Annotated in this window: 14 protein-coding genes; 11 read left to right on the top strand and 3 right to left on the bottom strand. The window is 67.1% G+C overall.

Annotated elements, in window-relative coordinates; all coding sequences use genetic code 11:
- Positions 1 to 182: 182 nt before the first annotated feature.
- From IBJ06_RS11165 to IBJ06_RS11140, 6 genes are all read left to right on the top strand, one after another.
- Positions 183 to 383 carry a NepR family anti-sigma factor gene (locus IBJ06_RS11165; RefSeq protein WP_123288503.1) on the top strand — a complete coding sequence of 67 codons (201 nt, stop codon included), beginning with the start codon at positions 183 to 185 and terminating at the stop codon, positions 381 to 383.
- Positions 380 to 982 carry a sigma-70 family RNA polymerase sigma factor gene (locus tag IBJ06_RS11160; protein ID WP_292160303.1) on the top strand — a complete coding sequence of 201 codons (603 nt, stop codon included), beginning with the start codon at positions 380 to 382 and terminating at the stop codon, positions 980 to 982. Before IBJ06_RS11165 ends, IBJ06_RS11160 begins: the two co-directional genes overlap by 4 nt.
- Before the next feature lies 1 nt (position 983).
- On the top strand, positions 984 to 2,702 hold the full coding sequence (locus IBJ06_RS11155; RefSeq protein WP_292160301.1) for a sensor histidine kinase: 1,719 nt from the start codon (positions 984 to 986) through the stop codon (positions 2,700 to 2,702).
- Positions 2,703 to 2,791: 89 nt separating this feature from the next.
- Positions 2,792 to 2,929, top strand: a complete 138-nt coding sequence (locus IBJ06_RS11150) for an entericidin A/B family lipoprotein (protein ID WP_292160300.1) — start codon at positions 2,792 to 2,794, stop codon at positions 2,927 to 2,929.
- A 212-nt stretch (positions 2,930 to 3,141) separates the two neighbouring features.
- On the top strand, positions 3,142 to 4,815 hold the full coding sequence (locus IBJ06_RS11145; protein ID WP_292160299.1) for an MFS transporter: 1,674 nt from the start codon (positions 3,142 to 3,144) through the stop codon (positions 4,813 to 4,815).
- A gap of 46 nt (positions 4,816 to 4,861) precedes the next feature.
- Positions 4,862 to 6,316 (top strand): NAD-dependent succinate-semialdehyde dehydrogenase, encoded by a 1,455-nt coding sequence (locus IBJ06_RS11140; protein ID WP_292160298.1) that lies wholly within the window; start codon positions 4,862 to 4,864, stop codon positions 6,314 to 6,316.
- Here IBJ06_RS11140 and IBJ06_RS11135 read toward each other — a convergent pair.
- Positions 6,313 to 6,636 (bottom strand): metalloregulator ArsR/SmtB family transcription factor, encoded by a 324-nt coding sequence (locus IBJ06_RS11135; protein ID WP_292160296.1) that lies wholly within the window; start codon positions 6,634 to 6,636, stop codon positions 6,313 to 6,315. The two genes, IBJ06_RS11140 and IBJ06_RS11135, sit on opposite strands and share 4 nt — an antisense overlap.
- Before the next feature lie 20 nt (positions 6,637 to 6,656).
- Here IBJ06_RS11135 and IBJ06_RS11130 point away from each other — a divergent pair, with 20 nt between their 5' ends.
- Positions 6,657 to 7,163 (top strand): SRPBCC family protein, encoded by a 507-nt coding sequence (locus IBJ06_RS11130; protein WP_292160294.1) that lies wholly within the window; start codon positions 6,657 to 6,659, stop codon positions 7,161 to 7,163.
- A 4-nt stretch (positions 7,164 to 7,167) separates the two neighbouring features.
- Here IBJ06_RS11130 and IBJ06_RS11125 read toward each other — a convergent pair whose 3' ends face one another.
- The gene (locus IBJ06_RS11125) at positions 7,168 to 7,644 is read right to left on the bottom strand and encodes an Lrp/AsnC family transcriptional regulator (protein WP_292160292.1); all 477 of its coding nucleotides are present in this window, start codon (positions 7,642 to 7,644) and stop codon (positions 7,168 to 7,170) included.
- A 137-nt stretch (positions 7,645 to 7,781) separates the two neighbouring features.
- Here IBJ06_RS11125 and ald point away from each other — a divergent pair, with 137 nt between their 5' ends.
- Positions 7,782 to 8,897, top strand: coding sequence for an alanine dehydrogenase (gene ald, locus IBJ06_RS11120; protein WP_292160290.1), 1,116 nt, complete (start codon positions 7,782 to 7,784; stop codon positions 8,895 to 8,897).
- A gap of 4 nt (positions 8,898 to 8,901) precedes the next feature.
- On the opposite strand, the gene IBJ06_RS11115 is transcribed toward ald, so the two are convergent.
- Positions 8,902 to 9,309: a hypothetical protein gene (locus IBJ06_RS11115; RefSeq protein ID WP_292160288.1), complete on the bottom strand. Its 408-nt coding sequence runs from the start codon at positions 9,307 to 9,309 to the stop codon at positions 8,902 to 8,904.
- Between the two features lie 78 nt (positions 9,310 to 9,387).
- On the opposite strand from IBJ06_RS11115, the gene obgE reads away from it, so the two are divergent.
- The 3 genes from obgE (at position 9,388) to IBJ06_RS11100 (ending at position 12,964) form a co-directional block, all read left to right on the top strand.
- Positions 9,388 to 10,452, top strand: a complete 1,065-nt coding sequence (gene obgE / locus IBJ06_RS11110; RefSeq protein WP_292160285.1) for a GTPase ObgE — start codon at positions 9,388 to 9,390, stop codon at positions 10,450 to 10,452.
- Complete coding sequence (gene proB, locus IBJ06_RS11105; protein ID WP_292160283.1) at positions 10,449 to 11,597, top strand: glutamate 5-kinase; 1,149 nt, start codon at positions 10,449 to 10,451, stop codon at positions 11,595 to 11,597. Before obgE ends, proB begins: the two co-directional genes overlap by 4 nt.
- Before the next feature lie 65 nt (positions 11,598 to 11,662).
- Positions 11,663 to 12,964: a glutamate-5-semialdehyde dehydrogenase gene (locus IBJ06_RS11100; RefSeq protein WP_292160280.1), complete on the top strand. Its 1,302-nt coding sequence runs from the start codon at positions 11,663 to 11,665 to the stop codon at positions 12,962 to 12,964.
- Positions 12,965 to 13,024: the final 60 nt, after the last annotated feature.

Raw genomic sequence — 13,024 nt, 5'->3', positions numbered from 1 at the left:
CTAATGATTTCCGCGGCCGAAACAAACCGGTCCGCAGGGTGGTGACAAGCAGGCAGAACGTCGCTTAACAGCCAAGGTTCCGTGCTTCGCCGCCCTCGACCGAGGAATTCTTGCGGCGAAAGGAACCCGCAGCGCAAGGTGACGTTAATGACGACCGGCATTCAAGGGGCAGACAGCCGTTCATGACTGAAAAATCCAAACCCGGCCAGCCGATCGAGGACCTCGGGTCCGAAGATCTGGAAGAGGCACGGCTTCGACAGCAGGCCATCGGGGTCAAGCTGCGGCACATTTTCGACGAGGTGGTCAATGAACCGGTCCCCGACGAATTCCTCGACATCCTGCGCCGCGCGGACAGCCGCGCGTCGGGCGAAGGTGGCGAATGAGCAGTGCCGCCCCCAAGCCCCCCTCCACGGATGACAAGGCGTTCAAGGCCGAACTGGTCGCGCTGATCCCGCATCTGCGCGCCTTCGCCCGGACCCTGACCGGCGACGCCACCGCGGCCGACGACCTGGCGCAGGATGCCATGGTCAAGGCGTGGGACGCGCGCGCCAGCTTCCAGATGGGCACCAATATGAAGGCCTGGACCTTCATGATCCTTCGCAACCAGTTCTATTCCGACAAGCGCCGCTCCTGGCGACAGTCGCAGCTGGATCAGGAGGCGGCGGAGCGGACCCTGGTGGCCGTCGACAACCCCGAGGCCCCGGTCGCCCTGGATGAGCTGCGACTTGCGCTTGCGGCCCTGCCCGAGGAGCAGCGTGAGGCCCTGATCCTGGTGGGGGCGGGCGGCTTTGCCTATGAGGAGGCGGCCGCCATCTGTGACTGTGCGGTCGGCACGGTCAAAAGCCGGGTCAGTCGCGCCCGCAAGGCCCTGCTCGCCGTGCTTGAAAGCGGAGGATACCACCGCGACGGTCAGGCGGCCGGCGAGGCCATGGCTTCGATCCTTGGGGCTGCGGACCGTCTGAGCGGCGGTTATTCGAACTAGGATGCGCCGGCTGGGTCGCGCCTTCGGTCGCCGTTTTGGCCGACCCTTCGGCAAGGGACTGTCGCGACAGAAGTTCAAGGGCATCCGGTTTCGCCTGGGCATGGCCATGGCGATCGCCCTGGCCCCGTTCCTGATCCTCAGCGCCTTCCAGGTCGATTCTGCCTTCCGGGATCAGGCCGAGGAACGCCGGATCGATCTGCACCTTGCCGCCGAACGCAGCGCCGTGGCCGCCCGCACCCGCCTTGAAGGCGCGTCGACCCTACTGCAGGCTTTGAGGTTCGAGGGCACTTCTCCCTTTTGCGAGGAGCGGCTGGGCGCGCTGCTGGAGCGGCTGGACGGCTATGCGACGCTGGTGCGTTATTCGGCCACCGGTCAGGTGATCTGCAGTGCCGGTGTGATGCAGGGCGTCGACGTCACCCAACGTGGCTGGTTCATCCGTTTGCGTGCCGGCAATGACTGGGTGGTGTCGCGGGCCCAGCGCGACTTTCCGGCCCTGGTCACCGGCCTCCGGATCGAGCGGCCCATGGGGCGCTTTGACGGAGCCATGGCCGCCGTCATCCCGCTGGAATCCCTTCAGCCCGACACGCGCGACCCCGCCCTTCCGCAGGGGTCAGAGGCGGCCCTTGTCGACAGCGAAGGCCAGGTTCTGGTGGCCACCGACCCGGCGGCGTTCGACATGGAGCCGGGTGGCCGGCTGGCCGAATGGTTCCAGGAGATGCGGGCCGGCGACGACCGTGTGCTCGAGGTGCGGGACAGCGGCGGAGAGCGACGCGCCTATGCGGGGTCGGCCATGTCCGGCCAGGACGTCTATGTGCTGCTGGCCGCGCCCTCGCCGGGCCTGCTGTCCTGGGCGCGGCTCAATCCGATCGGCTCGATCCTGCTGCCGCTGGCGGCCTGGGTGACGGCTTTTGTCGCGGTGATCCTGGTCGCCGAACGCGTCGTAGTCCGCTGGCTGGACTATCTGGAGCGCATCGCTGCCCTCTATGCGCGAGGGCGGTTCACCGTGCGCCCCGTCGCGGCGGTCAATGCGCCGACCGAGATCCGGGTCCTGGCCAATACCCTGGACGGGCTGGCCGAGGCCGTCTCCATCCGCGATCAGTCCCTGCTGGACAGTCTGGCGGAAAAAGACGTGCTGATGCGCGAGATCCACCACCGGGTGAAGAACAACCTCCAGATCATCTCCTCCCTGCTCAGCCTGCAGCAGCGGGCGCTGAGCGACGATGGGGCCAGGATGGCTCTCGGCGACACGCGCCAGCGGATTTCGGCGCTGGCCCTGATCTATCGCACCCTTTACCAGAGCGACGACATCCGTCACGCCGACGCGGCGGTCTTTCTGCACGATCTGGTCGGACAGCTGGTGGCCAGCGAGGCCGGGCGCGGGCCCGCGGTCAGCAGTCGGGTCGAGGCAGACAGCCTGGTCATGGATCCCGACAAGCTGGCGCCCATGGCCCTGTGGCTGGTCGAGGCAATCTCCAACGCGCTGAAGCACGCCCTGGCGGACAGGGGCGGCACACTGATTGTCCGCTTTACGGTGGACGGGGACAGCAGTGTGCTGGAGGTCGAGGACGACGGGCCCGGTCTGTCGGAAACCGATCCGGTCGGTGTGGGGCGCACCCTGATGACGGCCTTCGCCAAGCAACTGAGGGGCACGACGGAGGTGCTGCCGGCGTCCCCGCGTGGCACCCGGGTACGCATGACCTTCGTCACCCCCAGCGCGTAGCGCCGGGGCGGGAACCGGACCCCTCGTTCCGGGTTATTGAGGGCGTAACCGCCCGCGCCTCGCGGTGCCCCGATCCAAGGACCGATCTCATGCGCAAGATTTTCATTCTGGTCGCCGCCGCCGCCGCCCTGACCACCGCCGCCTGCAATACCATCGCCGGTGTCGGCCGCGACACCCAGGCTGCGGGCAGCGCCGTGGAAGAGGCCGCCCGGGACGCCTCCAACTAGAACGCGCCAGCCACAGAACAGCCACGTCGCCAGGGCCCTCGCGGCCTGACGTGAAGGTCGGACCCCACCGGTATCCCCCCACCGGTGGGGTCTGTCATGTCCGGCGATGGACGCCGGATGGCCGGGTGCTTGCGGATCGCATCAACCCCGGTAAGCATGGCCATAGAGGGAGGGCCTCGCCAGAAGGCCCGGCACATCAGGGGGAGGACGGCATGGGGGCCGACCAGACGACCGTGGAATCCGGGGCGGAGCAGGGCCCGGGTCTTCGAACCGTGGTAACCGCGTCGGCCGCGGGCACCGCGTTCGAATGGTACGACTTCTTCATCTTCGCCTCGCTGACGGCAGTCATCGCCAATAAATTCTACGCCAATGTGGGCGAGGCCACGGCCTATATCCTGACGCTGCTGCTGTTCGGGGTGGGATTTGTCGTCCGGCCGCTGGGCGCGCTGGTGTTCGGCTGGTTCGGTGACCGGACCGGGCGCAAGACCACCTTTCTCGTGACCATCACCCTGATGGGGGTGGCGACCGTCGCCATCGGCCTTCTGCCTACATACGACCAGATCGGCATCGCCGCGCCCCTGCTGCTGCTGGTCCTGCGGATCGCCCAGGGGTTTGCGCTGGGGGGCGAGTATGGCGGTGCCGCCATCTTCGTGGCTGAGCACGCCCCGAACGAGAAGCGCGGCTATCTGACTGGCTGGATCCAGACGACCGCGGCCTTTGGCCTGATCGGGGCGTTGGGTGTCATCATCCTGACCCGCATGATCGTGGGGGTTGAGGCGTTCAATGACTGGGGCTGGCGGATTCCCTTCCTGCTGTCCTTCTTCCTTCTGGTGATCTCGCTGTGGATCCGGCTGAAGCTGAACGAGAGTCCGGCGTTCAAGCGGATGGAGGCCGAGGGGGGTGAGCGGCGAGCGCCCTACCGCGAGGCCTTCGGCACCTGGAAGAACGGGAGGTTCGTGCTGCTGGCCCTGTTCGGCATCATGATCGCCCAGGGGGCGGTCTGGTACTGCGGCTATTTCTACAGCCGCTTCTTCATGGAGCGGGTGCTGAAGGTCGAGGTGGGCACGGTCGACCAGATCCTGCTGACCATCACCCTGGCCTCGGCGGTTCTCTATGTCTTCTTCGGCTGGCTCTCGGACCGGATCGGGAGAAAGCCCGTCATGCTGTTCGGCATGATCCTGGCGCTGGTCGCCTTCTTCCCCGGCTTCCATGCCCTGACGCGGGCCGCCAATCCGGCCCTGGCCGAGGCCCAGGCCACGGCCCCCGTGACCGTGATCGCCGATCCCGCCGACTGTGCCATCCAGTTCGACCCGGTCGGCAAGACGGCCTTTGCAAGCTCCTGCGATCTGGCCAAGTCGGTGCTGTCGAACGCGGGGGTCAGCTATGACAATCGGGCCGCCGCGGCGGGCACCCTGGCCCAGGTGCGGATCGGCGATGTCATCATTCCCTCGGTCGAGGGACGCGGTCTGGAGGGCGAGGCCCTGACGGCCGCCCGCGCCGATGTCGAGACGCGGGTGAAGGCGGCGCTTGTCGAGGCGGGTTATCCCGCCCGGGCCGATCCCGAGCGGATCAACATGCCCATGGTGATCGGCATCCTGATGATCTTCATCGTGGCGGCGACGGCCCTTTATGGCCCGCAGGCCGCGGCCCTGGTCGAGCTGTTCCCCACGCGGGTGCGCTATACGGCCATGAGCCTGCCTTATCACATCGGGACGGGGTGGATCGGGGGCCTGTTGCCGGCGGCCAGTTTCGCCCTGGTGGCCTGGTCGGGGAATATCTATTTCGGCCTGTGGTATTCGGTGGCCTTCACCCTGATCGCGGTGATCGTCAGCCTGATCTGGTTACCCGAGACGAAGGGCCGCGATCTGGATACCATCGGCGACTGAGGCGTTCTTCCGCGCGTCTCCCTCCCCCCGAGCGAAAGGTTTGACCATGTCCCATCCCGCCCGCGATGCCGGTCTGAAACTGCTCCACGAGCACGCCTTCATCGACGGCAAACCGGTCAAGGGAACGGGCGCGACCATCGACGTGGACGATCCGGCGACAGGGGACGTCATCGGCACCATCCCCGATCTGGGCGAGGCGGAGACCGAACAGGCTATCGCCGCCGCCGACCGCGCGTTTGCGGACTGGTCCGGCAAGCGCCCGGACGAGCGGGCGGCCTTTCTGCGCGAGTGGGCAAGGCTGATCGACGACAATGCCGAGGGCCTCGCCGGACTGATGGCGCTGGAGAACGGCAAGCCGCTGGAGGAGGCGAAGGGCGAGGTCGCCTATGCCAACGGCTTCCTCAAATGGTTCGCGGGCGAAGCCGAGCGCATGCTGGGCGAGACCCAGGACAGCCCGCTGGGCCATGTCATTCTGACCTTTCGCAAGGCGGTCGGCCCCTGCGCCCTCATCACACCGTGGAACTTCCCGGCGGCCATGCTGACGCGCAAGCTCGGCCCTGCCTTTGCCGCCGGCTGTACCGCCGTGGTCAAGCCGGCCAGCCAGACGCCGTTTACCGCCATTGCCCTCGTTGAACTGGCGCATCAGGCGGGGCTGCCCGATGGCGTGCTCAATCTGGTGACGGGGGATGCCGCCACCATCGGCGGGGTGCTGACCGCCTCGCCGGTGATCCGCAAGCTCAGCTTCACTGGTTCCACGCCCGTGGGCCGCAAGCTGGCCGAACAGTGCGCCCCGACCCTGAAACGCGTGTCGATGGAGCTGGGCGGTGCCGCGCCGCTGATCGTGTTCGCCGACGCCGATCTGGATCAGGCCGTGGCCGAGACCATCAAGGGCAAATTCAGAAACTCCGGCCAGACCTGTGTCTGCCCGAACCGCATCTATGTAGAGCGATCCGTGGCCCGGGACTATGCCGAGCGGCTGGCCGCCGAGGTGTCAAAGCTCAAGGTCGGCAACGCCTTTGACGAGGGGGTCAAGGTCGGCCCCCTGATCGAGGACAAGGGTGTCGACAAGGTCGAGGAGCATGTCCGCAAGGTGAAGGCGGCAGGCGGAGAGGTGCTGACCGGCGGCGCGCGCCAGGATCTGGGCGGGCGGTTCTTCACGCCGACCGTGACCTTCGGCGGCGACGACACCCTGTTCCGCGAGGAGGAGACCTTTGGCCCGCTGGTGCCGGTGTTCGCCTTCGACAGCGAGGAAGAGGTGGTCGGCAAGGCCAATGACAGCGACCTGGGGCTGGCCTCCTATCTGTTCACGCGCGACCTCGACCGGGCCATCCGCATCGGCCGGCGGATCGAGGCGGGCATGTGCGGCATCAACACCGGCCTCATGTCGACCCCGGTCGCCCCGTTCGGCGGCGTCAAACAGTCCGGTTATGGCCGCGAGGGCTCGACCCACGGCATCGACGACTATCTGGACATCAAGACCCTGACGCTGAAGTTGGGCTAGGTCTCGAGCTCCGTCTTCACCTCGGCCAGAAAGCCCACGGCCCGGCGGGCATAGTCGCCGATCCAGCGGTCGTGGACGGCCTTGATCGGCAGGGGGTTGAGGTGGTTCCAGCGCTCGCGCCCGCGACGTTCCACCATCACCAGATCGGCGGCCTCCAGCACCTTGAGATGCTGCATGACCGTGCAGCGGTCCAGCGGGGCCAGCGCCTCGCACAGCGCCCCGGTGGTCAGCGGCGCATCCTTCAGCCGGTCGAGCAGCTGACGCCGCGTGTCCGACGCCAGGGCGCGAAACACCCGGTCCTGATTCGCCTCGCTTGACATGTTATAAGATTATAACATTAATGAGCCCAGACAAGGCGCGGGAGGATGTCATGGAGCTGAAGTTCAAGGTGTCGGCACGCATCGCGCGCCCGGTCGAAGAGGTGTTCGAGGCGGTGGCCGATCCGGCGCGGCTGTCGAAATATTTCACCACCGGCGGAGCCGTCGGGCGGCTGGAGACCGGCAAGACGGTGCAGTGGGATTTCGCCGACTTCCCGGGCGCCTTCCCGGTCGAGGTCGTCGAAGTGGAGTCCAATCGTCGGATCGTCATTCGCTGGGAGGCCAACGATGGGCCACCCGAGGATGGCAGCACCTCTGCGGGTCAGGCCTATATGACGACTGTGGTCTTCACCTTCGAACCCCTTGAGGACGGGCGCACCCTGGTCAGTATCGAGGAAAGCGGCTGGCGTGAGACCCCGACGGGGCTGAAGGCGGCCTTCGGCAATTGTCAGGGCTGGAGCCAGATGCTGGCCGCGCTCAAGGCCTGGGTCGAGCACGGTATCAATCTGCGCGAAGGCATGTACGTCTGACCGGTCAGACCGGCAGCGCGCCCCGCTTGACCACGGTGCGCATGGCGACACTGGACGAGACGCGGGTGACGCCCGGGATGCGGGTCAGCTCGTGCGAGTGGATTCGCTCAAGGTCATCGACGTCGCGCACCACCAGCCGGAGCAGATAGTCCGAGACCCCGGTCATCAGATAGCATTCGACCACCTCGGGCACAGTGGCGACCGCCGTCTCGAAGGCGGTAAGGGCGCTTTCGGCCTGGGACGACAGGGTGACCGTGACGAACACACTGATCGGCAGGCCTACGGCGCGCTCGTTGATGATGGCGGCATAGCGACTGATGACGCCCTCGGTCTCGAGCGCCCGCAGCCGCCTGAGGCAGGCGCTCTCGGACAGGTTCACCGTGCGGGCCAGATCGGCGTTTGAGATCCGCCCGTTCTCCTGAAGGGCGCGCAGCATCCTGCGATCGATAGCGTCGAGAGTGACGGCAGAAACAGTCTTCAACGGATGGCTCCTCGCAAGATTCTGTGACTTTACGCCGTTCACACAGCAAAATGAACAGGAACCTGCGCCGCCGTGCCCGCTAGATTGCGCGCCGAACCGGGCCGGAACGGCCCACCTGCCATCCAGAGGAAACGGTCATGCGCGTCGGTGTCCCCCAGGAAATCAAGAAGAACGAACACCGCATCGGCCTCACGCCGACGGCGGTGCGCGAATATGTGGCCCATGGCCATACGGTGCTGGTCCAGACCGGAGCGGGAGAAGGCGCGGGCTTTACCGATGCCGAATACAAGCTGGCGGGCGCGAAGATCGCCCCGGACGCCAAAACCGTCTTTGCCGACAGCGACATGATCGTGAAGGTCAAGGAGCCGCAGAAGGTCGAGTGGGAAATGCTCCGCGAGGACCAGATCCTCTACACCTATCTGCACCTGGCGCCCGATCCCGAACAGACCAAGGGGCTGCTGGCCTCGAAATGCGCGGCCATCGCCTATGAGACGGTGACGGACCGCAATGGCGGGCTGCCACTGCTGGCGCCGATGTCGGAAGTGGCCGGCCGGATCGCCGTCTTCTCGGCGGCCGAGACCCTGCTGAAGCACAACGGCGGCATGGGCCTGTTGTTCTGTGGCGTGCCCGGTGTGGCCCCGGCCCGCGTCGCGGTGCTGGGAGGCGGCGTGGTCGGCTTCAACGCGGCCCGCATGGCGCTGGGTCTGGGGGCCGAGGTCGTGGTGCTGGAGCGCTCCATCCCGCGCATGCGCGAGATTGACGAACTGACCGACGGCCGGGTCATCACCCGCTACTCCTCGATCAACGCCATCGAGGAGGAAATCATCAAGGCCGATGTGGTGATCGGCGCGGTGCTGGTGCACGGGGCGGCGGCGCCCAAACTGGTCAAGCGCGAACACCTGAAGCAGATGAAGAACGGCTCGGTGCTGGTGGATGTGGCCATCGACCAGGGCGGCTGTTTCGAGACATCGAAGCCGACCACCCACGAAGACCCGACCTATGAGATTGACGGCGTGGTTCACTATTGCGTCGCCAATATGCCGGGTGCCGCGCCGCGCACGTCCTCGGAAGCCCTGAACAACGCCACCCTGCCGTTCGGCCTGGCGCTGGCTGACCACGGTCTGGATGCTCTCAAGAAGGACCCGCACCTGGCCCGTGGTCTGAATGTGCTGGGCGGCCAGATCACCTATCCCGCCGTGGCCGAGGCCATGGGCATGGAATGGTCCGACCCCTACGGCGTGTGGGAGAAGTAGGCGCCTAGACGCGCTTCAGGGACCTGGCGAAGTTGGCGACGTCGGCGATCGCCAGGCCCTCACCCTCGAACCAGAAGGTGGTCAGGGCCTCGTGGTTCAGAGCCACCCATTCGATAGCCTTGGGCGCAATGCGGTTCAGGTCGCGCTCGTCCAGACTACTGGCCAGTATGCGCGGGTTGGGGCCGATAGAGATCGAGGCGCTGGGCTGGCCGCGCCCGGTCTTGATGTAGACCTTCACGCGGGGGCCGTGCTGGCCCATGGCGGTCGATATGAACAGGGTCGCGAGAACGCCGGTCCAGTCCGGCGGCAGATTGGCCATCTCGGGGGCATCCTCGTCGCTGAGCGCCCGCAGTTCCTCGTCGAGCGTGGGCTCGCGATCCGACCAGACGGCCAATGTTTCGTGCAGACCCATGGTCAATATGATCCGGGGCCGGGTCAGTCTTGTCAAACCCGCCTGTAAATCTGCTCGCAGGTGCGGCATAAGCCCGTCATGAAGTTCCTCGATCAGGCCAAGATCTATATTCGCTCGGGCAACGGCGGGGCGGGCTCCGTCTCGTTCCGGCGCGAGAAATTCATCCCCAACGGGGGCCCTGACGGCGGCGACGGCGGGCGCGGTGGCGACGTCTGGATCGAGGCGGTCGAGGGGCTGAACACCCTGATCGACTATCGCTACCAGCAGCATTTCAAGGCCCAGACCGGTCACCACGGTCAGGGCCGCCAAATGCACGGCGGCAAGGGCGAGGATGTGGTGCTCAAGGTCCCCGTCGGCACCCAGGTGCTGGACGAGGACAAGGAGACGGTCCTTCTCGATCTGGACCGGGTAGGCATGCGCGAAAGGCTGCTGCGCGGCGGCAACGGCGGCTGGGGCAATGTGCGCTTCAAGGGTCCGGTCAATCAGGCCCCGCGCCACGCCAATCCGGGTCAGGAGGGTGGTGAACGCTGGATCTGGCTGCGGCTGAAGCTGATCGCCGATATCGGTCTGGCGGGCCTGCCCAATGCCGGCAAGTCGACCTTCCTCGCCGCCGCCTCGGCCGCCCGGCCCAAGATCGCCGACTATCCGTTCACGACCCTGACCCCCAATCTGGGGGTGGTCGACCTCAGCCCCAGCGAGCGGTTCGTGATTGCCGACATCCCGGGCCTGATCGAGGGCGCCAGCGAGGGGGCAGGTCTGGGTACACGGTTTCTCGGCCACGTCGAGCGGTCCGCCAGCCTGATCCACCTGATCGACGGCACCCAGGACGATGTGGCGGGCGCATACCGCACCATCCGCGCCGAGCTGGAGGCCTATGGCGAGGGTCTGGCGGACAAGACCGAACTGGTGGCCCTGAACAAGATCGACGCTCTGTCGCCCGAGCTGCGCGCCGAGAAATCGGCTGAACTCGCGGCCGTTCTCGGCAGGCCCCCGTTCCTTGTGTCGGGCGTGTCGGGTGAAGGCGTTCCTGAACTGCTGCGCGCGGCCTGGGCCGAGGTCCGCCGGACGCGCGGCGAGATCGAGGACGAAGACGCCCTGTCGGACGACGCGGCGCCGCCCACGACGGAGGAATGGACGCCTTGACCCGCAAACGGCCCCTCCAGGCCGCCAGGACGATTGCCGCCGCCAACCGTATTGTCCTGAAGATCGGCTCTGCCCTGCTGGTCGACCGCAAGACCAATACCGTCGACATGGTCCGCCTGAAGGGCATTGCCGGCGACATCGCCGACTGGCGCGAACAAGGCAAGCAGGTGCTGGTGGTGTCATCGGGGGCAGTGGCACTGGGGCGTCGTCGACTGGGCTCGCGGGCGCGGGGCGGTGGGCTGGAAAAGAAGCAGGCCTCGGCTGCGGCCGGGCAATCCATGCTGATGTACGCTTGGGAGTCGGTGTTCGATCCCTATGACATCGTCACCGCCCAGATCCTGCTGACGCGCGATGACACCGAGGTTCGGCGTCGCTGGCTCAATGCCCGGGCGACGGTGAGCGCCCTGCTGGACATGGGCGCGGTACCGATCGTCAACGAGAACGACACCATCGTCACCGACCAGATCCGCTATGGCGACAACGACCGACTGGCGGCCCGCGTGGCCCAGTTGATCAGTGCCGATCTGCTGATCCTGCTGTCCGACGTGGACGGGGTCTATACCGCCGATCCGCGCCAGAATCCGGACGCACGGCACATCCCCTATATCGAGACCCTGACCCCCGAGATCGAGGCCATGGCGACCGGAGCCAATGCGGCGGCCGGCGTCGGGACCGGTGGCATGGCGACCAAGCTGATGGCGGCCCGTATCGCGGGCGAGGCGGGTTGCGCCACCCTGATCGCCGCCGGCCGCTCGAAGAAGCGCGGGGCCCAGCATATCGAGGAAGGCCGCCGATGCACCCTGATCGCGCCCTCCACCACCGTTCGCGCGGCCTACAAGCAGTGGATCGGGGGGTCGCTGGCCACGCGCGGCCAGATCGTCATCGATGCCGGCTGCCGGAAGGCTCTCAGACGGGGCAAATCCCTGCTGGCCGCCGGGGTCGTGACCGCCAACGGCAGCTTCGGGAAGGGCGATCCGGTCGAGGTGCTGGACGAGGCGGGGGCCGAGGTCGCCCGCGGGCTGGTCCGCTATGACGCGGCCGACGTCACGGCTATCGCCGGCCTGCGCTCCCCCGAGATCAAGGCGGCGCTCGGCTATGCCGGTGGCCCGGTGGTGATCCACGCCGACGACCTGGCCTTGCGCTGACGCTGGCCGAACCACCCCTCGGGGGTTGAAACTGACGGACACGGCCCGACCTTAAGGGAATGACCATGACCCCGACTGCGGAGATCGCACCCGACACATCCCCCGAATACACCCTCGAGGCCGAGATGCTGACCCTGGGCCGAAAGGCCCGCGCCGCTGCCCGCGAGCTGGGCCTCGCCTCGCCCGAGATACGCACCCGCGCCATCGACGGCATGGCCAAGGCGCTCAAGGCCCGCTCGGCCGGGGTGCTGGCCGCCAATGCCGCCGACCTCGAGGCGGCCAAGGCCAAGGGTATGGCCTCGGCCATGATGGATCGACTGGCGCTCGACGAAAGGCGGCTGGACGGCGTCATCGCTGCGCTCGAAAAGATTGCCGCCATTCCCGACCCGGTCGGCGTGGAAACCGCCCGCTGGACGCCGGACAACGGGCTGGACATCGCCCGGGTGCGGACGCCCATCGGGGTGCTGGCCATCATCTATGAGAGCCGCCCCAATGTGACCGCTGACGCGGCGGCCCTGGCCCTGCGGGCCGGCAATGCCGTGATCCTGCGCGGCGGCTCGGAGTGTCTGCGCTCGAATCTGGCCATTCACGGGGCGCTCGCCGAAGGTCTGGAACAGGCTGGCCTCAGCCCTGATTGCGTGCAGATCGTCACCACGCGGGACCGCGCGGCGGTCGGCCATATCCTGACAGGACTGGACGGATCCATCGACCTGCTGATCCCGCGTGGCGGCCGGTCGCTGGTCGAGCGCGTCCAGACCGAAGCGCGCGTTGCCGTGCTGGGCCATCTGGAGGGCGTCAATCACGTCTATGTCGACGCCAGCGCCGATCCGGACATGGCGCGTGAGGTCGTGCTGAACGCCAAGATGCGCCGCGTGTCGGTCTGCGGCGCGGCGGAAACCCTGCTGGTCGACAAGGCCGGGGCCGAACGACTGCTGCCTGGCATCGCCGAGGCCCTGAAGGCCTCCGGCTGCGAACTGCGTGCCGATCCGGAGGCGCGCAAGATCATCCCCGACGCGACCGAGGTCACCGAGGCCGACTGGCCGAAGGAGTATCTGGCCGCCATCCTCGCGGTGAAACTGGTCGACGGGGTGGGGGGAGCGCTGGAGCACATCGCGCGCTATGGTTCGGGCCATACCGAGGCGATCGTCGCGTCCGACGAGGCGGTGATAGAACGCTTCCTGTCCGAGGCTGACGCCGGCATCGTGCTGGCCAATGCCTCGACCCAATATGCCGACGGGGGCGAGTTCGGCTTCGGCGGCGAGATCGGTATCTCCACCGATCGTCTGCACGCCCGCGGCCCGGTCGGCGCCGAGCAGCTGACCAGCTTCAAATATGTCGTCCGCGGCAAGGGGCACGCGCGGCCGTGAGGTTGCGTCATTAAATCGAGACAAGCGGGGGCGGGGGTGTTAGGGCACGCGTGAGCATAA

Source organism: Brevundimonas sp. (assembly GCF_016742135.1).
GTDB lineage: Bacteria > Pseudomonadota > Alphaproteobacteria > Caulobacterales > Caulobacteraceae > Brevundimonas.
This window is presented reverse-complemented; position numbering and strand designations above follow the sequence as displayed.